The sequence below is a fragment of the Amycolatopsis thermalba genome (genome assembly GCF_003385215.1).
Classification (GTDB): Bacteria; Actinomycetota; Actinomycetes; order Mycobacteriales; family Pseudonocardiaceae; genus Amycolatopsis_E; species Amycolatopsis_E thermalba.
On sequence record NZ_PQHW01000035.1, the window covers coordinates 40,621 to 60,840 of the forward strand.

Sequence of the window (20,220 nt, forward strand, 5' to 3'; positions counted from 1 at the left end):
CACCGGCGAGAGCGAGGGGACTGTGTTGCCGACGCACGAGGCACTGCCGAGATTCCCGTTCCCCGGCGAGCACCCGCTACGGCCGCCGGAGGAGTACGCCGCCCTGCGAGCCGAGCGCCCGGTCGCCAGGGTCGGGCTCGCCAACGGGCACGCGGTCTGGCTGGTGACCACCCACGCCGAGGTCCGGCAGGTGCTCGCCGACCCGAGGTTCAGCCGCGAGGCCATCACCCGGCCGGACGCGCCGCGCCTGCTGCCGATCGCGGCCGGCTCCAAGTCGATCTTCGTGATGGATCCGCCCGCGCACACCCGATTGCGCAAGCTGGTCGGGCGGGCGTTCACCACCCGGCGCATCGAGAACCTGCGGCCGCGCGTGGAGAAGCTCGCCGCGTCCATGGTGGACGCGATGGCCGAGCAGGGGCCGCCCGCCGACCTGATCGCGCACCTGGCGCAGCCGCTGCCGATCACGCTGATCTGCGAGATGCTCGGCGTGCCCGCCGCCGACCAGTCACTGTTCCGCGCGTGGACCGACGTGATGCTGAGCGTGAGCGCGCACTCCTCGGCGGAGGTCGGCGCGGCGGCCGGCAAGCTCAAGGGCTACCTCGGCGATCTGATCGCCGCCAAGCAGCGCGACCCCTCCGACGACCTGCTCACCGCCCTCGTCACCGCGCGGGACGAGGGCGATTCGCTCGACACCGAGGAGCTGCTGGCCTTCGCCGAGACCCTGCTGATGGCCGGTTACCACGCCACCACGTCGGAGATCGTGCACGCGGTGCTCACCCTGACCGCCCGGCCGGCGGCCCTCCGGCGCTTGGTGGAGCACCCGGACGAGCTACCGGTCGCGGTCGAGGAGTTGCTGCGTTACTCGCAGGCCGGGGGCGGTGTCGGACCGATCCGCATCGCGTTGGAGGACGTGGAGATCGGCGGGGTGCTGGTCCGCGCCGGCGAGGCAGTCCTGCCCAGCATCAACTCGGCCAACCGCGACGAGAACGTGTTCGACGCCCCCGGGAACCTCGACCTCGGCCGGACCCCGAACCCGCACCTGGCGTTCGGGCACGGAATACACCACTGCCTCGGTGCCCAGCTGGGCCGCATGGAACTCGCCGTTGCGCTGGGCGCGCTGTTCGACCGCTTCGGCGCGGTCACCCTCGCGGTGCCCGAGGCCGAGCTGGAATGGAAGACCGACCGCGCGTTCAGCCGGCCGGAAACGCTGCCGTTGCGGTGGGGAGACCGCGCCGGCCGGGAACACCGCCAGGAAGGAACCTGACCGCAATGAGCACACCGACCACCGCCACACCGAGCGCCCGGCCGTTGATCGAGCTGGGCACTTCGTTCTGGGCTGCGAAGACACTGCTGACCGCTGTCGAGATCGGACTGTTCACCGAGCTCGGCTCCGGATCCGCGACGCTGGGGGACCTCCAGGCCGGACTCGGCCTGCACCCCCGCTCGGCGCGGGACTTCCTCGACGCGCTGGTGGCCCTCGACCTGCTGGAGCGGCACGACGGCCGGTACCGCAACACCGACGCCACCGGCTACTTCCTCGACGAGAACCGGGACACCTACCTCGGCGGCTGGATGCGCCAGGCCAGCAAGCACCTGTTCCGGGCGTGGGGCGGGCTGACCGAGAGCCTGCGCACCGGCAAGCCCTACATCGGCTGGGACAGCCAGGACTTCTTCGAGCGGCTGTACGAGGACCTGGACGAGCGGCGCAGCTTCATCGCCGCCATGGACGCCTGGACCACGCACATCGCCACCGAGCTCGCGGCCGGACTCGACTGGCGCGGGTACCGCGACTTCACCGACGTCGGCGGCGCGCGGGGGAACCTGTCGGCGCGACTGGCCAAGGCACACCCGCACCTGATCGGCACCGTCTTCGACCGCCCGGAGATCGCGCCGCTGTTCGCCGAGCACATGGCCGGCCACGGGACCGCGGACCGGGTTCGGTTCGTCACCGGCGATTTCTTCGCCGACCCGCTGCCGGAGGCCGATGTGCTGCTGTTCGGCCACATCCTGCACGACTGGAACGCCGACGAGCGCCGCGAGCTGGTCGCGCGCGCCTACGACGCGGTCCGGCCCGGTGGCATCGTGGTGATCTACGACCGGATGATCGACGACGACCGCCGGGTCAACAGGACCGGACTGCTCGGCTGCCTGAACCTGCTGGTGGTCACGCCGGGCGGGTCGGAGTACACGGTGGCCGACTGCCGCTCCTACGCGCGCGACGCGGGGTTCGCACCCGTCGCCGAACTGTCCCTGTTCGACGGCCTGGAGACCGCGGTCGTCGCCCGCAAGGCCTGACGCACCAGGGAGGAGCCGCATGCCGTTCGCAGCCATCACCTACGACATCAAGGGCGGGTGCGAGGACGAGGTCGCCGCCGTCTTCGAGGACTTCCGGCGGCCCCAGGGGAACGTGGTCCCCGGCGACGGAGGTGAGCAGGCCGGGCGGATCCTCGCCACCGCCGTGTTCATCCGGGACGACCTGCTGGTCCGGTTCATCGAGTACGAGGGCGACTTGGACGCCGTCATCCGCTTCATGGCGGCCCAACCGGGCGTTCGCGAGGTGGAACGCAAGCTCGTCCCGTACCTGAACGAACCCCGTGACACCGCAACGGTCGAGGGATTCCTCCGCACGTTCCAGAAGAGCCGGCTGCGCTGCGTCACGCAGCTCGCGGTGCCCCGCGCGGCGGGCTCCACGTAGATCGCCGCGTGCCGACGGGCCGGGTGCCTGCCGCACCCGGCCCGTCCGCCGTCCGTCAGTCCTTGCGCAGGACCACCAGGGTGTCGAAGTCGCCGAGCTTCCGGTCCTCGACCACGGTGAGCCCGCCCGCGGTGGCGTTCTCGTGCACCTCGCCGGCCGGGTACTCCGAGCCGCCGTCGCTGACCAGCAGCATGTCCAGGCTGATCACCAGATTCTCCACCTGCGGGGGCTCGCCCTCCAGCATCCGGTCGTACACCAGCAGCGAGCCGCCCGGCTTGACCGCCGCCCCCGCCTTCCCGAGCAGGAACTTCCGGCGCCCGGGGTCGAAGTCGTGCAGCACGTGGCCGAGGATCACGACGTCGGCCTCCGGCAGCGGGTCGTGGAAGAAGTTGCCGCCGTGGAAGTGGACCTGTCCGGTCAGCCCCAGTGCGGCCATGTGCTCGGTGAAGAACGGGCCCATCTGCGGCAGGTCGAACACGTGCCCGGTCAGTCCGGGGTGGGCCTTGACGATCTGGCCCGCGATGTTGCCGCGGCAACCGCCGACGTCGAGCACCGAACCGCCGGCGGGCCAGCCGTCGAACGCCTCGATCAGCTGCGGTCCCAGGACCTGCGTCAGCCCGTCCATCATGCGCACGAACTGGCCGAGAACCCCGGGGTCCCGGATCACCTGCTCGTAGTCGCTGCCCGTCTGGGGCGCACCGGTGCGCAGCGCCTCGGTCAGCCTGCCCCACGCGGGATAGAGGTTGGTGCCGGCCCGGCGCACGAACCCGCCGATGAAGGTCGGCTGGTGGCTGACCAGGTACTGGTCCGCTCCCGCGGCGTTGCGGTACCGGTCGCCGTCCTTCTCCAGCAGGCCGAGTGCGACCAGGAGGTGCAGGTAGTCGCGCAGGCCGCGGCCGTGCAGCCGAAGCCGGTCGCGGATCTGGTCCTCGGTGGCCGGATCGTCGTGCAGCACGGTGAACAGGTCGAGTTCCACCGCGGTGATCAGCGCCTTGGCGTCGCAGAAGGCGTTGCACAGCCGGATGAGCCCGGCCGGGGTGGTGGCGTTCGGAACGGTACCCGTCATTCGAGACTCCCTTGGTCGTTCGCCGCGCGCAGCCGGCGGTGGTACGGCGACCCTGTCAGCGGCGCGTGGAGCCGTGCTCGAAACCGGTTGGAGCGGACTCGGTCCACAGTGGACGAGCGCCGGGCTCCACCCGGATTCGAGTCGTGGACCAGCGTGCCCGCCCAGGATGGGCACCGGATCGGGCCACGGCAGTGAGGGAGCAGGTCTGTGGATCAGGGACTGGCGGGCAAACGTGTCGTGGTGACCGGCGGCACCCGCGGCATCGGCCGGGCGACGGTGCTCGCCTTCGCGCGGTGCGGCGCTCACGTGGTGGCCTGCCATCGCACCGAAAGCCAGCACGCCGACAGCCTGGCGCGCGAGCTCGCGGAGCTGGGTGGGCAGAACCGCGTGGTGCGAACCGACGTGACCAGCGTGGCCGGCGCCCGCCGGCTCGGCGACGCCGTCGGCGCCGAGCTGGGACAGCTCGACGTCCTGGTCAACAACGTCGGGGTGGACGGCGCCGTGCCGTTCGCCGAGATCTCGCAGACGGAGTGGCACCGGCTGATCGACCACAACGTCACAGCCGCCCACCTGGTCACCCAGGCGGTGCTGGGCCTGCTGGTCGATGGTGCGTCGGTGGTCAACATCGGATCGTCGGTGGCGTTGCGCGGCCGGGTCAACGGCGTTCACTACACCGCGTCCAAGGCGGCGTTGATCGGATTCACGCGAGGCCTGTGCAAGGAGCTCGGTCCTCGCGGGATCCGCGTCAACACGGTCGCCCCCGGCCTCACCGAGACCGAACCGGGCGCGGGACTCCCGCCACAGGCCGTCGAGCGGATCGTCGGCATGACCGCTCTCGGCCGGATCTGCCGGCCCGAGGACGTGGCCGGGGCCGTGTTGTTCCTGGCCGGCGACACGTCCCGCTACGTCAGCGGCACGACCCTGAACGTCGACGGCGGCGTCTGAGCACCGGCCGGGAAACGCGGAGGAGCCATCATGAGCAACGGGGAGCACCGGCGCGGCCTGCGGGTCGTCGTGATCGGCGGGGGCGTGGGCGGTCTGTGCCTCGCGCAGGGGCTGCGCAAGTCCGGTGTCCACGTCGAGGTGTACGAGCGCGATCCCGCGGTTCGCGGCCGCAACCAGGGCTACCGCCTGCACATCAGTCCCGAGGGAGAGGACGCCCTGCGCGAATGCCTTCCGGCGCCGGTGTGCGACCTGCTCGTCGCCACCGCCAACAGCCGGTACGGCTACGGGATGGCCTGCTACGACGAGCAGCTGACCCCGGGGTGGTCGCCGGAAATCGACGACCCGAGGGCCGGGTCACCGGACAAGGTGGACGCCGTCGACCGGGTCACGCTCCGGCACGTGCTGCTCGCCGGGCTGGACGACGCGGTCCGGTTCGGCAAGCGCTTCACCCACTTCACCCGGCGGCCGGGACACGGCGTCACCGCGTACTTCGCGGACGGCAGTGCCACCGAGGCCGACGTGCTGGTCGCCGCCGACGGAGCGAATTCGGTGCTGCGGAGCCAGTGCGGGATCACCAGCACCCCGCGCGATCTCGGGGTGCGGACGGTGTTCGGGCGGATTCCCATGACGCAGTCGCTGCGGCGGGCGGTTCCGAAGGTCCTCCAGGACCGGTTCACCTGGGTGATCGGCTCGGACGGGCACAAGCTGGGCCTGATGCCGATGGTCTTCCGCACCCGGCCCGCCGCGGCCGCGGCGCGCTCGCCGGTGGCGCACGCCTTCGACGACGCCGACGACTACTTCATGTCGGTGTTCTCCATGCACCGCACCGTCCTCGGCATCCCGGACGAGGAGTTCCTCGGGATGAGCGGGGCGCGGTTGTGGCAGCTGGTGCAGGAGCGCACCGCCTCCTGGCATCCCGCGCTGCGCACGGTGCTGCGCCACGCCGACGTCCCGGAGACCTTCCCGGTGGCGGTCCGCGCGACGGTGCCGGTGGAACCGTGGCCGGTGGGCGAGGTCGTCCCGCTCGGGGACGCCGCGCACGCGATGCCGCCTTCCGGCGGAGTCGGCGCGAACACCGCGGTCCGCGACGCCGCCGCGCTGACCAGGGCGCTGCTCGCCGTCGACCGGGGCGAACGGGAGATCGCCGACGCGGTCGGTGAGTACCAGACCGGGATGGTCGCCTCCGCCACCGCGGCTGTCGCGATGTCCTTGCGGGTGGCCAAGTGGTCGCTCCGGACGATCGACTTCGACGAGTCCGTACTGACCGCGAGCCAGTGAACAACCATTTCCGGAAACCAGGGAGAGCCACCATGGACATCGGAGTCGGCCTGCCGAACACCGTCCCCCGGACCAGCGGCCGGGAGATCACCGACTTCGCCCGCCGCGCGGACCAGCTCGGGTTCAGCACGCTGGCCGTGCTCGACCGGCTGGTCTACGACAGCTACGACGCCGTGACGACGCTGGCGGCCGCGGCGGCGGTGACCGAGCGCATCACGCTGGCGCCCACCATCCTGCTCGCCGGCTGCTGGCCGAGCGCGGCGCAGCTGGCCAAGCAATTGGCCACTGTGGACCGGCTGTCGCACGGCCGCCTGGTCGTGGGTGTGGCCGCCGGCGGCCGGGAAAACGATTTCACCGCCACCGGGGTGCCCTACCACCGGCGCGGCCGGCTGCTGGACGAACTGCTCGACGAGATCAGGCAGGTGTGGGACGGCGGGGGTGCCGTGCCGGGCATCGGACCGCGGCCGGTGACAGGCTCGATCCCGCTGTGGATCGGCGGGAACTCCGCGGCCGCTTTCCCGAGGGCGGCCAAGTACGGCATCGGCTGGATCTCCGGGGGTGGTCCGCTGCAGAAGTACCTCGCGCAGGCCGCGGAGGTGAAGGCCGCCTGGGAGGCCGCGGGGCGGGACGGGACGCCGAAGCTGGGCGCGCTGACCTACGTCGCGCCCGGCCCCGACCGCAAGCGCGACGGTGGCCAGTACCTGCTCGACTACTACTCCTACCTGGGGCAGAAGGCGCAGTTGCTGGCCGACGGCGTGATAGCCGACGAGGGCCGCCTGCGCGAGACGATCAACGGCTACGCCGAGGCCGGTTGCGACGAGCTGATGCTCATCCCCTGCACCCCCGACTCCGACCAGCTGGACCTGATCGCCAAGGTCGCGTTCGGCTGACACGAAAGGAGCGCGCGATGCCGTACGCGGCCATCACCTACCGGATCAAGCCCGGGCACGAGGACCAGATCGCCGAGATCTTCGCCGGCTTCCAGCGCGTCGACAGCCCGGTGCTGCGCGGAGACGACGGCGCCGAGGCGGGCCGGCTGCTGGGCACCGCCGTGTTCGTCAAGGACGACGTGCTGGTGCGGGTGATCCACTACGAGGGGGAGTTCGCCGCGATCGCCCGCCACATGGCCGGTCAGCGCGGCGTGCACGTGCTGGAGTCGAAACTCGCTCCGCACCTGCAGGAGCAGCGGGAGACCGGGGACGAGACCGCCTTCGCGAAGTACTTCCGCGATGCCACGATGCGTTGCGTGTCCCAGCTGTCGGTCGAGACGCACCCGGCGGAGGGCTGACACGTGCCACCGTCGGTTTCCGTGATCGGCCTGGGCGGGATGGGATCGGGCATGGCCCGCGCCCTGCTCGCCTCCGGGCTGGCCGTCACCGCGTACAACCGCAGCGCGGACCGGGCGGCACCGCTGGTCGAAGCCGGTGCCGCGCTCGCCCCGTCCGCCGCTGAGGCGGTCGCCGGAGCCCAGGTCGTGCTGCTCAGCCTCGCCGACGAGAACGCTGTGGACCAGGTGCTGTTCGGAGAGCTGGACGGCCGGCTGAACGCGGGTGCCGTTGTGGTGGACACCTCCACCGTGAGTCCCGCCTTCGCCAGGGAGGCGGCGAAACGGCTGGCGGAGTCGGGGGTGCGCCGGGTGGAGGCGTGCGTGATCGGCAACCCGGAGATGGCCGCCGCCGGACGGCTCCGCGTGTTCGCCGCAGGCGCGGAGTCCGATGTGGACCTCGTACGCCCGGTACTGGGCGCGATCGGCCAGGAGGTTCGCTTCGTCGGCGGAACCGGGAGCGCGAGCGTGCTGAAACTGGCGCTCAACCTGATGCTGGGCGTGCAGCTGCTCGGGCTGGCGGAGGCGGTCGTGTTCGCCGAGGCGACGGGCCTGGACCGGGATCTGCTGCTGGATGCGTTCGAGGGCAGCGGCTGGCGGTCACCGGTGCTGTCGTTTCGCGCGGGGTTCATGCGGCGCCGCGAGTACCGGCCCGCGATGTTCCGCGCCGCGCTCATGCGCAAGGACCTCGACCTCGCCCATCGGGAGGCGCTGGAGCACGGGGCGGACCTGCCGATGAGCCGGTGCGCGCTCGACCGGTTCGCCGCGGTGCTGGCGGCAGGGCGGGGTGACGACGACGCCGCGATCGTCGCCGAGGAGTCGTGGTGATTGCCGGCCTGCTGGCCGCGGTGGTGCTCGTCGGCAGCGGTCTGGTGGCCGGAGTGCTGTTCGCGGTGGCGCTGAGCGTGCTGCCCGCCTTGCTGGCCATGCCCGCCGACCGCTACGTCTACACCCACCAGCTGATCGGGCGGCGGTGGGACCCCACCATGCCGATCATCGTCTTGTCGTCGACGCTCCTCGACGTCGTGCTGGCGCTGGTGGTGCACCAGCCGGCGCCGGTGATCCTGTTCGCGGTGGCCGCGGTCGTGCTGCTCGGAGTCTCGGTCGTCTCGCACTTCTGCAACGTCCCGATCAACCGGGCGGTCAAGTCGATGGACCCGGGCGAGATCCCGGACGGGTGGCGGGATCCGCGGCCGCTGTGGCGCCGGTGGCACCTGCTGCGTACCCTCCTGGCCCTGATCGGCGTGGCGCTGAACGCGGTCGCGGTGGTGCTGGTCTGAGGCGGCGGCGTCGAGCGTTGTTCGAGGAACCTTCCAGCCCGCCGGGCAAACCTGTGTGCGGGCAACGAAAGCCGTGAGACGGAACGGAGGCGGAATGAGCCGGTTCGACTTGGACGAGTTGAGGGAGATCCTGCGCACGCGGGTGGGCGACACCGACGAAGCGGACCTCGACGGTGACATCGCCGACGTCGAGTTCGCCGAGCTGGGCTACGACTCCCTGGCCGTGCTGGAGCTGTGTGGCCAGGTGGAGCGCCGTTACGGGGTGCGGATCTCCGACGACGCCGTGGGGGACATGCCGACTCCGGCGAAGGCCGTCGAGTACATCAACACACTGCTGGCGAAGGCGGGGGCGTGACGTGGCCGGGCACACCGACAACGAGATCGTGATCGAGGCTCCCATGCAGGTGGTGTGGGACATGACCAACGACATCGAGTCGTGGCCGCGGTTGTTCAGCGAATACTCCGACGCGCGGATCCTCGACCGGCGGGACGGGACGATCATCTTCCGGCTGTCCCTCCAGCCCGACGAGCACGGCAAGGTGTGGAGCTGGGTGTCGGCCCGGACACCGGACGAGGCCACCCGCACGGTGCGCTCGCAGCGGGTGGAGACCGGCCCGTTCAAGTACATGTGGATCTACTGGGAGTACCTGGAGACCGACGCCGGCGTGCGGATGCGGTGGGTGCAGGACTTCGAGATGAAGCCGGAGGCCCCGGTCGGCGACGCGGCCATGCAGGAGCGTCTGAACCGGAACACACCGGTCCAGATGAAGCTCATCAAGGACAAGGTGGAGGCCGCGGCCCGCACCGCGAGCCGCTGATCGCGCCGCGTCCGGCACCGGAGGTACCCGTGTTCGAGATCCTCGTGCCCATCGTGCTGCTGGCCAGCGGTCTCGCCGCCGGCGTGCTGGCCGGCACCCAGATGGGGGGATGGCCGCTGCTGGTCAGCCTGCCCCCGGACCGGTACGTGCACGCGCACGCGTTCTTCACCACACGTTTCGATCCGTTCATGCCGGCCTGTCTGCTGGTGACCGTGCTGGGTGACGCGGCCCTCGGGGTGCTCGCCGGACGCTGGGGTCCGGCGGCGCTGTTCGCCGGGGCGGCCGTGCTGGCGGCGGGCACGATCGCGATCTCGTTGTCGAAGAACGTGCCGGTGAACCGGTGGGTGCGCCAGCTGGATCCGGATGATCTGCCCGCGGACTTCGCGGAGGTCGACCCGCGGCCGCACTGGGGTGCCTGGAACCGGGCTCGGACCGTGCTGTCCGCGCTCGCGCTGGTGCTCAACTGCGCGGCGACCGGCGTGCTGCTGTGACCGCCGCCGAGGCGGGCGAGGTGGTGGCGCTGAGCCGCCGGGTGGAGAGCGCGCTCGCCGACTGGCACGCGCGGGTCGCCCGGCAGGCGGGCCTGTCGCCGACCGAGTACCGCTGCCTGCGGTTGATCGTCCGAGCGGGCCGTCCGCTGACGGCGGGACAGCTCGCGCAGCGGGCGGCGTTGTCCACCGGCGCCGTGACCGGTGTGCTCGACCGGCTCGAGCGGGCCGGGCAGGTCCGCCGCACCGGGGACCCGGCCGACCGGCGCAAGGTGCTCGTCGAACCGGTCGGGGCGACCGCGGGCCCGGTGCGGGACTGGTGCGCGGTGCGGAGCGGGCTGGCGTCGCTGGCCGAGGGCTGCGGCGACCGGGAGTTGTCCGCGATCCGGCGGTACCTGAGCGGCTGGCTCGACCTGCTGTCGTGACGCTCACCAGTCGAGGCGGCGGCTGCCGCGCAGGAAGGCGCCCGTCGGGCCGTCATCCGGCAGCAGCGCCACGTGCGCGACGTCCCTGGCGGCCTCCTCCGGGCTCTGCGTGGCGGCCGGCACCATCCGGGTCCGGGTCCGGCCCGGGTTCACGGCGTTGACCAGCACCCCGGTGCCCTCGGTGCGCGCGGCGACCATCGTGGTCAGGCCGTTCAGCGCGGTCTTCGACACCGAGTACCCGGGGGTTCCGGCGAACAGGCCGACGCTGAACGCGCCCGTCGCGCTCGACACGAACACCACGCGTCCCCAGCCACGGCGCACCATCCCGGGCACGAACGCCTGCGCCACCCGCCACGAGCCGAGCAGGTTGACCGCCAGCGTGCGTTCCACGACATCCAGCGAGACCGACAGGGGATCGTGGTCCCCGTCGAGCAGCACGCCCGCGTTGGACACCAGGATGTCCACGTCGCCGATCCGCGCCCTGGCCTCGGCGACACTGCCGGGGTCGGTCACGTCGAGCGTCACGGCGCGCGCGGCGAGCCGGAAAGCGGTTTCCGCGGCCGCCTCCCCGTCGCGCGCGCCCACGACGACCTCGACCCCCCGGTGATGCAGTTCGCGTGCGATGGCCTGCCCCAGCCCGCGGTTGGCCCCGGTGACCAACGCGACCCGTCGTGTCGTCATGCGCCTCTCCTCGGGATCGTCGCGCCGGGCGGGACTGTCGCAGCCCGCGCTCGAGCCGTGCTGGTGCCCCGGCCGCCATCCGCATTCGAGCCTGCCGAGAGCTCGCTCGGCCAGACTCCGGGACGTCGAAGCCGAGACCGCGGAGAAGGAGCACACGAGCGATGCGTGTCGTGTTCACAGCCTGGGCGTGGCCGTCCCACATCTACGCGCTGGTCCCGCTCGCGTGGGCTTGCCGGAGCGCCGGTCACGAGGTGCTCTTCGCGAGCGAACCGGCAGCGCTGCCGGACATCGCGCGCACCGGGCTGCCGTCCGTCGCGGTAGGGGCCGACGTCGACACCGTCGCCCTGGTCCGGCAGTACCTGGATCCGGGGCACCGGCCAGGGCGGACGCCCGGGCGACCGCGCGCACTGGAGATGGTCGCGGCCCACGCCGAGTCCATGGTGGACGGCCTCACCGCGCTGACCCGCCGTTGGCGGGCGGACGTGGTGGTCTCCGATCCGACCACCCTCGCCGGGCCGCTGGCGGCCGCCGCGGCCGGCGTGCCTGCCGTCCGTCACCTGTTCGGCACGGACCTGATGGTCAGGGACTCCGGTGCCCTCCGGGACGTGCTGGAGCGGGTGGCCGCGCGGTTCGGGGTGGATCCGTGCGACCCGATGGGGGCGGTGACCCTCGACCCGGTGCCGCCCGCGCTCCGGATACCCACCGGTTACCAGCGGTTGCCGATCCGCTGGATGTCCTTCAACGGTGGCGGCGCCGTCCCGCCGGACACCGGCGGGACCGGTGGCCGTCCGGCCGTGTGCGTGACCTGGGGGTACACGATGGCCAGGCTCGACCCGGCGAGGTTCCTCGCCGGGGAGATCGCGCGGGCCCTCGGCGCGCTGGGGGCCGACGTCCTCGTCGCCGTGTCCGCGGCCCAGGCCGGACTGCTGGGGCCACTGCCGCGCAACACCCGGGTCGTGCACGACGCCCCGCTGCACCACGTGCTCGGCGGGTGCGACGTGGTGGTCGCGCACGGCGGCGCGGGCACCATCCTGACCAGCCTGGCGCACGGGCTGCCGTTGCTGCTGGTGCCGCAGCTGCCCGATCACCGGGCGCACGCCGAGCGGCTCGCCGCGGGCGGCGCGGGCCTCGTGCTCGACCGGGACGGCGCCACCCCGGACGCCGTGCGCGCGGCGGTCGGCCGCCTGCTCGCGGAGGAGGAGCCGCAGGCGGCGGCACGGACGCTCCAGCAGGAGATCCACCGCATGCCCGCGCCGTCGGCCGTGGTGCCCGAGCTGGAACTGATCGCGGCCGGTGACAACCGGCGCGCCCTGAGCTGACCCATCCGCAACTGACATCGAGGTGGTGTGTCGAGTGTTCCACGACGACCGGATTCCCTTCCAGCGCGGCAACGGCCGTGCCGGCGCCGCGCCCCGCCGGAGGTGGTGGCGCGTGCTGGGCGGAGTGGTCGCGGAGGCGCTCGCCTGCGCCGGTGCGGCCATGACCGGTTTCGTCCTGCCCGCGGATCCGCCGTTCCCGGAGGCGGCGGACCCGGCCGGGAGGAGGACGCGATGACGACGACCGCGTCTCCCGGCGCCGGAGTGGCCCCCGCCGACTGGATCAGGTGCGGCGGTTGCCGGATCATGTTGTACCGCAAGAAGTTCGACCGCCTGCTCGGTGTGTGCCCGGAGTGCGGCCGGCACGCGCCGCTGACCGCGCGGGAGCGGCTGGCCGCGCTGCTCGACGACGGGTCCGCGCGGCCGGTGGAGGTCCCGCCCGCCGTCCGTGACCCGCTGCGGTTCGTGGACGTCATGCCGTACGGGCAGAGGCTGACCGAGGCGCGGGAGAGCACCGGACTGGACGACGCCGTGCTCGTCGCGCACGGCACCGTGGCCGGCCACCCGGTCGTCGCAGCGGTGATGGACTTCCGGTTCCTCGGCGGGAGCCTGGGCGGCGCGGCGGGGGAGGCCGTGACGACAGCGGCCGAGACCGCGCTCTCCCGGGCGGAGCCGTTGCTGCTCGTCACCGCGTCCGGCGGGGCCCGGATGCAGGAGGGCGCGCTGTCGCTGATGCAGATGGCCAAGACCAGCAACGCGCTCAGCGCGCTGGACGAGGCGGGTCTGCTGACGATCACCCTGGTCACCGACCCGACGTTCGGCGGCGTCGCGGCCTCGTTCGCCACGCTCACCGACGTGATCGTCGCCGAACCCGGCGCCCGCATGGGGTTCGCCGGGCGGCGCGTCATCGAGCAGACAATCTCGCAGCGGCTCCCGGACGGGTTCCAGACCGCCGAGTTCCTGCTGGAGCACGGCCTGATCGACGCCATCCGCGGGCGTGCCGAACTGCGGCACACCCTGGCCACGCTCCTGGCGGCGGCGCGGCACGGCGAGCCGTCCGTGTGGCGACCCGCGATCGAGGACCCGGTGTGGCGGGACCCGCGGGTGGTGCCCCGTCGTTCCCCCGGCGAGCTGATGGCGCTCGCGCGCAACCTGGACCGGCCGACGGCGCTGGACCACATCCACGCGTGGGCGGACAGCTTCGTCGAGCTGCGGGGCGACCGGTCGGGCGGGGACAGCCCGGCGATCGTGGGCGGGATCGGCGCACTCGACGGGCAGGCGGTCGTGTTCCTCGGGCACCAGAAGGGCCACGGCACACCGGAGCTGGTGGCTCGCGGCTTCGGAATGCCCTCGCCCGCCGGTTACCGCAAGGCGGCCCGGCTGATGCGCCTGGCCGCGAAGCTGCGGATCCCGGTGGTGACACTCGTGGACACGCCGGGGGCGCATCCCGGGCTGGAAGCCGAGGAGCAGGGCCAGGCGCACGCGATCGCCGAGTGCCTGCGCACGATGGGCACCCTGCCGGCGCCCGTGGTCGCGGTGATCACCGGTGAGGGCGGCAGCGGCGGGGCGCTGGCCCTCGCCGTCGCGGACCGCGTGCTGATCTGCGAGAACGCGTTCTATTCGGTGATCAGCCCGGAGGGGTGCGCCGCGATCGTGTGGCGCGACCCCGCTGCGGCGCACCGGGCCGCCGAAGCGCTGCGGATCGACGCCGGTTCGCTGCTGGAACTCGGCGTCGTCGACGGCGTCGTGCCCGAACCCGCGGGCGGAGCGCACCGCGATCCGGCCACGTCCAGCGAACGCGTCCGGTCTGCGGTGGTCGCCGAGTTGCGGGAGTTGCACGGACGGCCGGGCGCCGAACTGGTGGCCGGACGCCGGAACCGGTTCCGGCGCTTCGGCGCGGACGAGGAGGGGTCATGAGCACGACCGGAGAGCGGCCGTTCGACACCGTACTGGTCGCCAACCGCGGGGAGATCGCGTTGCGGGTGATCCGCACCTGCCGGGAAATGGGGATCCGGACCGTGGCCGTGTATTCGGCGGCCGACCGGGACTCGGCGGTTCCGGCCGCGGCCGACGACGCCGTGCAGATCGGGCCACCCGCACCGAAACGCAGTTACCTGCACATCCCGTCGATCGTCGAGGCCGCGCTGCGCACCGGGGCGCAGGCGATCCACCCCGGCTACGGGTTCCTGTCCGAGGACCCGGACTTCGCGGAGATCTGCGCGGGCAACGGCCTGGTCTTCGTCGGGCCGCGTCCGGAGGTGATCTCCCGGCTGGGGGACAAGTCGGCGGCCCGCGCGATCATGGCAGCCGCCGGGCTCCCCGTCATGCCCGGTGGCATGACGCCGGTGACCACGACCGGCGAGGTGCTGCGGATCGCGCACGAGATCGGACTCCCGCTGATCGTCAAGGCGGTGGCCGGTGGCGGTGGCCGCGGCATCGCGGTCGTCCGGCACTGGGCGGACCTGGTGCCCGCGTTCCGGCGCACCCAGGCGATGGCCCGCGCGGTCTTCCTCGACGAACGGGTCTACGTGGAGCGGTTCCTCGACCGGGCCCGGCACGTCGAGGTCCAGGTGCTGGGGGACGACCACGGGCGGGTCGTGCACCTCGGTGAGCGCGACTGCTCGGTGCAGCGCCGTCACCAGAAGCTCGTCGAGGAGTCCCCGGCACCCGCTCTGGCGCCCGGGGTCGCCGAACGCCTCGCCGAAGCTGCTGTCACCGGTGCCCGTGCGGTCGGCTACACCGGAGCCGGCACTTTCGAGTTCGTCGTCCGGGACACCGAGATCGCGTTCGTCGAGGTGAACTGCCGCATCCAGGTCGAGCACCCGGTGACCGAGATGGTGACCGGCATCGACCTGGTACGCGAGCAGCTCCGGGTGGCGGCCGGACTGCCGCTGTCCGTCACGCAGGACGACGTCCGGCCGCGTGGTGTCGCGGTGGAGTGCCGGATCAACGCCGAGGACCCCGCCCGCGACTTCGTGCCCTGTCCCGGTGAGCTGACCGAGTTCGTGCCACCGGGTGGCCCGTTCGTGCGGGTCGACACCCACGCCCACCCGGGCTGCCGCATCACACCGGACTACGACTCGCTGGTGGCCAAGGTGATCGTGTGGGGACCGGACCGGCCGGCGGCGCTGGCCCGGATGGACCGTGCGCTCGGCGAGTTCCGCATCGGCGGGCGCGGTGTGCACACCACCCGCGACCTGCTCCGGCGCGTGCTGGCGGATCCGGCGTTCGTGGCGGGTGAGCACACGACGTCGCTGTTGCGGTCGCACGCCTGACCGTCATCGGGCGATGCCCCAGCCCGCCGCCTCGGTCGTCGCGTGGTCCTGCTCGGGCACCTCGTGGTCGGCGGTCAGCCGGGCGGCAACCGCGGCGAACACCGGCAGGATCTGGTACCGGAACGACCCCGGTTCCGGTTCGGCCACGGTCGCCCGCACCAGCTGCGCCTCGACCAGGTCCTCCAGCACCCGCTCCGCGAAGGTCTCGCCGGTGCCCAGGATTCCCGCCGCGACCGCCGGGGACAGGTGCGGGACCCCGGCGCGGCACAGCGCCCGGAAGGCGCGCCGGACCTCCTCGGGCAGGTTCCAGTAGGTGAGAGCGAGGCTGTCGAGGAGGTTGAGCGGGTCGCCCTGGCCGTCGTCGCCGGCGAGATCGGAGGTGATCCACCGCACCGCGTGCCGCGCCGACCAGTGCGGCCGGGACCGCAACTTGGCGACGACCGCCTGCAGCGCGGCCGGCAGGCCGTCGCACAACCGGATCAGCTTGCGGGCCGCGTCCGGGTCGGGGTGGATCCGGGACGGGCCGATCGCGGTGGTGAGCAGGTGCAGCGAGCAGTCGGCGTCCAGGGGCGTCAGGTCGACGGCGGCGGTGACCATCGGAAGGGCGAGCCGCCGCCGGCTCGCGATCAGCACACCGGAACCGGCGCCGGAGGGCAGCAGCGTCGGGATCTGCGCGGTGTCGAGCGCGTCGTCGAGCACCACCAGCAGGCGGCGGTCGGCGGTCCACGTGCGGAACATCAGGGCGCGGTCGCTGAGCGTGGCGGGCAGCCTGCTCTCGGAGACGCCCAGGCCGCGCAGCAACGCGGCCAGGAGATCACCGGTGTCGGCGGGCCGTCCCCGCCGGTCCACGAGCCGGCAGAAGAGCTGCCCGTCCGGGTAGCGTTCGCGCAGGCGGTAGGCCGCGTGGACGCACGCCGCCGTCTTGCCGGCGCCAGGCGGCCCGGTGACGACCACGACCGGTGACCGGCCACCCGACTGCGCCAGAACCCGCTGGACGTCGGACAGGTCCCGCTCCCGCCCGATCAGTTCGGCGCGGTTCGGCGGGAGGTGACAGGGCGCGCGGTGCTGCGTCGTGGTCGTCACCGTCGGCTGGGTGGGCAGGTCCAGCCGCTCGTCGCTGGTGAGCACCGCCTGGTGGATGCGGCGCAGCTCGTTGGACGGTTCGATGCCGAGCTCGTCGGCGAGCGCGGTGCGGGCCCGGTGGTAAGCCCGCAGGGACTCCGATCGCCGTCCGCTGCGGTGCAGCGCGAGCATCAACTTGATCTGGAAGCCCTCGTGGGTGGGGTGCTGTGACGTCAGCGCGGTCAGCTCGCCGAGCACTTCGTGGTGGCGGCCGAGCCGCAGGTCCGCCTCGATCCGTTGCTCCAGCGCGGTCTTGCGTAGCTCCTCGAGCCGGATGGCCTCGGCTCGCAGGATGGGCCCGACACCGACGTCGATGAGGGCGGGCCCGCGCCACAGCTGGATCGCCTGGGACAACGTGCGTGCCGCGTCCTGGACCCGGCCGGCCTTCAGCTCGTTCAGGCCGCGCGTGGCCAGCTTTTCGAACGTGCCGGCGTCGACCGCGTCCGGCGGCAACGAGAGCATGTACCCGCCGATCGAGGTGTGCAGCGCCGGCGGCATCGCCCGGTCGACCACCCGAGAGGTACTGGATTTGTCCAGGTTGAGCAGCTTCCGGATCTGGTACACGTAGGTCTGCAGGGTGGTCGTCACGCTGGACGGCGGTTTGTCCTCCCACAGTTCTTCGATCAGCTGTTCGTTTCGCACGATTTCGTTGGCGTAAACGGCCAGAATGGCTACCACTTGTCTCAGTTTTGGTGCGGACGGCGTAACGGCGACCCCGTCGATGGAAACGTCCAGTGGTCCCAGTATGTTGACGAGCATTCCTGATCCCCCACTAGTCGGCCCAGTCGCAACTCCTCGCTGGAGCGATACTACTGAGCAGGCTCGAGTGCTGCTCGAAGATTCCAGTGATCGCGGGGTGGAACATTCTTTTCAAAAATGCGCGCTGCGATGATCATGAAATGGTGCCGCGTATGGGGAAATGCGACATTTCGGGCGATATTGCCATTCGTTGTCGTGCCGGGCGCGGCGTCAAGAGCGGCGGGAAAAACAGGGTGGAACGTCTTGGTCAGCTCCGGGTGAACTTCGGGGCGCCCGCCCGTCCTGGATCCGATCTCGAACGCGCCTCCACCGGGGTCGCCGACTCTGGCGGTGTCAGCGCGATGCCGTGCCCCGGAGGTAGGCCATGGGTTCTGTGTTCACGTCGGAGTCGGTGACCGAGGGGCACCCGGACAAGATCTGCGACGCGATCAGCGACGCGATCCTGGACGCGCTGCTGGAGCAGGATCCCCGATCCCGGGTGGCGTTGGAAACGCTGATCACCACCGGCCAGGTGCACGTCGCCGGTGAGGTGACCACCACGGGATACGTGGACGTCCCCGCCGTGGTGCGCGGCTGCGTCCTGGACATCGGCTACGACTCGTCGGCGAAGGGGTTCGACGGGGCCTCGTGCGGGGTGAACGTCGCCATCGGGTCGCAGTCACCGGACATCGCGCGGGGCGTGGACACCGCCTGCGAGGCCAGGGCGGGGGGCGAGGCCGACGAGATCGCCCGGCAGGGCGCGGGGGACCAAGGGCTGATGTTCGGTTACGCGTGCTCGGACACCCCGGAGCTGATGCCGCTGCCGATCGCGCTGGCGCACCGCTTGGCCCGCCGGCTGACCCGCGTGCGCAAGAACGGGAGCGTCCCGTACCTGCGACCGGACGGCAAGACGCAGGTGACGGTGGAGTACGACGGCGACCGGCCGGTACGGCTGGACACCGTGGTGGTGTCCGCCCAGCACGCCGAGGGCATCGACCTGGATGCCATGCTGGGCGCCGACATCCGCGAGCACGTCGTCGAGCCGGAACTGGCGCCGGCCGGCCTGGATTCCGCGGACGTGCGGTTGCTGGTGAACCCGACCGGCCGGTTCGTCGTCGGCGGCCCGATGGGCGACGCCGGGCTGACCGGCCGGAAGATCATCGTCGACACCTACGGCGGTACGGCCCGCCACGGCGGTGGCGCCTTCTCCGGCAAGGATCCGTCCAAGGTGGACCGTTCGGCTGCCTACGCGATGCGCTGGGTGGCCAAGAACGTCGTCGCGGCCGGGCTGGCGTCACGGGTCGAGGTGCAGGTCGCCTACGCGATCGGCAGGGCGGCCCCGGTCGGCCTGTTCGTGGAGACGTTCGGCACGGAAGCCGTGGACCCGGACCGGATCCGGACCGCGATCCTCGACGTGTTCGACCTGCGCCCCGCGGCGATCATCCGGGATCTGGACCTGCTGCGGCCGATCTACCTCCAGACCTCGGCCTACGGGCACTTCGGCAGGCCCGACCTGGACCTGCCCTGGGAGAACACCGACCGCGCCGGCGCGCTGAAGGACGTGGTGACGTCGTGACCGGGCCGCTGGTGGTGACCGGCTCCATCGCGGTGGACTACCTGATGCGGTTCCGCGGCCGGTTCGCCGACCGGCTCGTCGCCGAGCAGCTGGAGCGGGTGTCGCTGTCCTTCCTGGTCGACGATCTGACGGTGCGCCGGGGCGGGGTGGCCGCCAACATCGCGTTCGGGCTGGCCGCGCTGGGCACCTCCGCGGTGCTGGTGGGCGCGGTCGGCGCCGACTCCGAGGACTACCGCGCCTGGCTGGAGGACCACCGGATCGACACGAAGTCGCTGCGCGTCTCGCGGGAGCGGTGGTCCGCGCGGTTCCTGTGCACGACGGACGAGGCGGACAACCAGATCGCCTCGTTCTACGCCGGTGCGATGACGGAGGCCGCCGAGATCGGGCTGGGCGGGATCGCCGACCGGGTGGGACGGCCCGGTCTGGTCGTGATCGCCCCCAACGACCCGCGGGCGATGGTGCGGCACACCCGGGAGTGCCGGGAGCGCGGGTACCCGTTCGCCGCGGACGTGTCCCAGCAGCTGGCCATCATGACCGGAGCCGAGGTGCGCGATCTGGTCGACGGTGCCGAATACCTGTTCACCAACGCCTACGAGGCCGCTTTGTTGCGGGGCACCGGTTGGCGGCACGAGGAGGTGCTCGACCGGGTCGGCGCCTGGGTGATCACCCACGGCGCGGGCGGGGTGACGATCGAGCGGAAGGCGCGGCCGGTCCTGGCCGTCGGCGCGGTGCCCGTGGCCGGCCGCGCCGACCCGACCGGCGTGGGTGACGCGTTCCGCGCCGGATTCCTGTGGGGCCACCACCACCGGCTGGGTCTGGAGCGGTCGGCCCAGGTGGGCTGCACCCTCGCCACGATCGTGCTGGAGACGGTCGGACCGCAGGAGTACGTGCTGGAACGCGGTCGTTTCGCCGACCGGGTGGCCCAGACCTACGGTGGCGAAGCTGCCGGGGACGTCGAGTCCAGGTTGCGGGTGTGAGGGTCCGATGGAGTTCGCTGTCGCGGATTTGGAGCTGGCCGAGTTCGGCCGTAAGGAGATCCGGCTGGCTGAGCACGAGATGCCGGGGTTGATGGCGTTGCGCCGTGAGTATGCGGAGGTGAACCCGCTGCGTGGTGCGCGGGTGTCGGGTTCGCTGCACATGACGGTGCAGACGGCGGTGCTGATCGAGACGCTGGTCTCGCTGGGTGCTGAGGT

23 protein-coding genes are annotated in these 20,220 nt (G+C 72.1%); 20 read left to right on the plus strand and 3 right to left on the minus strand.

Features of this window, described 5'->3' with window-relative positions:
• Positions 1–25 precede the first annotated feature (25 nt).
• Genes D0D15_RS16300 through D0D15_RS16310 form a run of 3 tightly spaced genes read left to right on the plus strand, consistent with a single transcriptional unit; the run spans position 26 to position 2,695 of the window.
• Positions 26–1,264 carry a cytochrome P450 gene (locus tag D0D15_RS16300; RefSeq protein WP_198958392.1) on the plus strand — a complete coding sequence of 413 codons (1,239 nt, stop codon included), beginning with the start codon at positions 26–28 and terminating at the stop codon, positions 1,262–1,264.
• A 5-nt stretch (positions 1,265–1,269) separates the two neighbouring features.
• On the plus strand, positions 1,270–2,295 hold the full coding sequence (locus D0D15_RS16305; protein ID WP_158224482.1) for a methyltransferase: 1,026 nt from the start codon (positions 1,270–1,272) through the stop codon (positions 2,293–2,295).
• A 19-nt stretch (positions 2,296–2,314) separates the two neighbouring features.
• The gene (locus tag D0D15_RS16310) at positions 2,315–2,695 is read left to right on the plus strand and encodes a SchA/CurD-like domain-containing protein (RefSeq protein WP_094008807.1); all 381 of its coding nucleotides are present in this window, start codon (positions 2,315–2,317) and stop codon (positions 2,693–2,695) included.
• A 55-nt stretch (positions 2,696–2,750) separates the two neighbouring features.
• Here the strand turns inward: D0D15_RS16310 and D0D15_RS16315 are convergent, their stop codons facing one another.
• Positions 2,751–3,761: a methyltransferase gene (locus tag D0D15_RS16315; protein WP_094008808.1), complete on the minus strand. Its 1,011-nt coding sequence runs from the start codon at positions 3,759–3,761 to the stop codon at positions 2,751–2,753.
• Between the two features lie 207 nt (positions 3,762–3,968).
• Between D0D15_RS16315 and D0D15_RS16320 the strand changes: the two genes are divergently transcribed.
• The 10 genes from D0D15_RS16320 (at position 3,969) to D0D15_RS16365 (ending at position 10,319) form a co-directional block, all read left to right on the plus strand.
• Positions 3,969–4,706, plus strand: a complete 738-nt coding sequence (locus D0D15_RS16320) for an SDR family NAD(P)-dependent oxidoreductase (protein WP_115944542.1) — start codon at positions 3,969–3,971, stop codon at positions 4,704–4,706.
• A 30-nt stretch (positions 4,707–4,736) separates the two neighbouring features.
• Complete coding sequence (locus D0D15_RS16325; protein WP_094008810.1) at positions 4,737–5,984, plus strand: FAD-dependent oxidoreductase; 1,248 nt, start codon at positions 4,737–4,739, stop codon at positions 5,982–5,984.
• Between the two features lie 32 nt (positions 5,985–6,016).
• A complete protein-coding gene (locus tag D0D15_RS16330) occupies positions 6,017–6,874 on the plus strand; it encodes an LLM class flavin-dependent oxidoreductase (RefSeq protein WP_094008811.1) in 858 nt (285 codons plus the stop codon).
• Positions 6,875–6,891: 17 nt separating this feature from the next.
• Complete coding sequence (locus D0D15_RS16335; RefSeq protein WP_094008812.1) at positions 6,892–7,272, plus strand: SchA/CurD-like domain-containing protein; 381 nt, start codon at positions 6,892–6,894, stop codon at positions 7,270–7,272.
• A gap of 21 nt (positions 7,273–7,293) precedes the next feature.
• Positions 7,294–8,136: an NAD(P)-dependent oxidoreductase gene (locus D0D15_RS16340; protein WP_233157531.1), complete on the plus strand. Its 843-nt coding sequence runs from the start codon at positions 7,294–7,296 to the stop codon at positions 8,134–8,136.
• On the plus strand, positions 8,133–8,588 hold the full coding sequence (locus D0D15_RS16345; RefSeq protein ID WP_233157532.1) for an anthrone oxygenase family protein: 456 nt from the start codon (positions 8,133–8,135) through the stop codon (positions 8,586–8,588). Before D0D15_RS16340 ends, D0D15_RS16345 begins: the two co-directional genes overlap by 4 nt.
• 94 nt (positions 8,589–8,682) lie before the next feature.
• Positions 8,683–8,943, plus strand: a complete 261-nt coding sequence (locus tag D0D15_RS16350) for an acyl carrier protein (protein WP_094008814.1) — start codon at positions 8,683–8,685, stop codon at positions 8,941–8,943.
• 1 nt (position 8,944) lies between these two features.
• Positions 8,945–9,406 (plus strand): SRPBCC family protein, encoded by a 462-nt coding sequence (locus tag D0D15_RS16355; RefSeq protein ID WP_094008815.1) that lies wholly within the window; start codon positions 8,945–8,947, stop codon positions 9,404–9,406.
• Between the two features lie 29 nt (positions 9,407–9,435).
• Positions 9,436–9,897 (plus strand): anthrone oxygenase family protein, encoded by a 462-nt coding sequence (locus D0D15_RS16360; RefSeq protein ID WP_094008816.1) that lies wholly within the window; start codon positions 9,436–9,438, stop codon positions 9,895–9,897.
• Entirely contained in the window at positions 9,894–10,319 is a 426-nt protein-coding gene (locus tag D0D15_RS16365) for a MarR family transcriptional regulator (protein WP_094008817.1), read from the plus strand. Before D0D15_RS16360 ends, D0D15_RS16365 begins: the two co-directional genes overlap by 4 nt.
• Positions 10,320–10,322: 3 nt before the next feature.
• Here D0D15_RS16365 and D0D15_RS16370 read toward each other — a convergent pair whose 3' ends face one another.
• Positions 10,323–11,000, minus strand: coding sequence for an SDR family NAD(P)-dependent oxidoreductase (locus D0D15_RS16370; RefSeq protein WP_094008818.1), 678 nt, complete (start codon positions 10,998–11,000; stop codon positions 10,323–10,325).
• 161 nt (positions 11,001–11,161) lie between these two features.
• On the opposite strand from D0D15_RS16370, the gene D0D15_RS16375 reads away from it, so the two are divergent.
• Genes D0D15_RS16375 through D0D15_RS16390 form a run of 4 tightly spaced genes read left to right on the plus strand, consistent with a single transcriptional unit; the run spans position 11,162 to position 15,591 of the window.
• A complete protein-coding gene (locus D0D15_RS16375) occupies positions 11,162–12,319 on the plus strand; it encodes a nucleotide disphospho-sugar-binding domain-containing protein (protein WP_094008819.1) in 1,158 nt (385 codons plus the stop codon).
• A 34-nt stretch (positions 12,320–12,353) separates the two neighbouring features.
• Positions 12,354–12,554, plus strand: a complete 201-nt coding sequence (locus tag D0D15_RS16380) for a hypothetical protein (protein ID WP_094008820.1) — start codon at positions 12,354–12,356, stop codon at positions 12,552–12,554.
• On the plus strand, positions 12,551–14,233 hold the full coding sequence (gene accD, locus D0D15_RS16385; protein WP_094008821.1) for an acetyl-CoA carboxylase, carboxyltransferase subunit beta: 1,683 nt from the start codon (positions 12,551–12,553) through the stop codon (positions 14,231–14,233). Before D0D15_RS16380 ends, accD begins: the two co-directional genes overlap by 4 nt.
• Positions 14,230–15,591 carry an acetyl-CoA carboxylase biotin carboxylase subunit gene (locus D0D15_RS16390; protein WP_094008822.1) on the plus strand — a complete coding sequence of 454 codons (1,362 nt, stop codon included), beginning with the start codon at positions 14,230–14,232 and terminating at the stop codon, positions 15,589–15,591. Before accD ends, D0D15_RS16390 begins: the two co-directional genes overlap by 4 nt.
• Before the next feature lie 3 nt (positions 15,592–15,594).
• On the opposite strand, the gene D0D15_RS16395 is transcribed toward D0D15_RS16390, so the two are convergent.
• Positions 15,595–17,472 (minus strand): AfsR/SARP family transcriptional regulator, encoded by a 1,878-nt coding sequence (locus tag D0D15_RS16395; protein WP_094008823.1) that lies wholly within the window; start codon positions 17,470–17,472, stop codon positions 15,595–15,597.
• A 364-nt stretch (positions 17,473–17,836) separates the two neighbouring features.
• On the opposite strand from D0D15_RS16395, the gene metK reads away from it, so the two are divergent.
• The 3 genes from metK to D0D15_RS16410 form a co-directional block, all read left to right on the plus strand.
• On the plus strand, positions 17,837–19,027 hold the full coding sequence (gene metK, locus D0D15_RS16400) for a methionine adenosyltransferase (protein WP_094008824.1): 1,191 nt from the start codon (positions 17,837–17,839) through the stop codon (positions 19,025–19,027).
• A gap of 44 nt (positions 19,028–19,071) precedes the next feature.
• Positions 19,072–20,004, plus strand: a complete 933-nt coding sequence (locus D0D15_RS16405) for a PfkB family carbohydrate kinase (protein WP_094008836.1) — start codon at positions 19,072–19,074, stop codon at positions 20,002–20,004.
• A gap of 7 nt (positions 20,005–20,011) precedes the next feature.
• Positions 20,012–20,220: adenosylhomocysteinase (locus D0D15_RS16410; protein WP_162830589.1), on the plus strand; the 209-nt coding region annotated here is incomplete at its 3' end.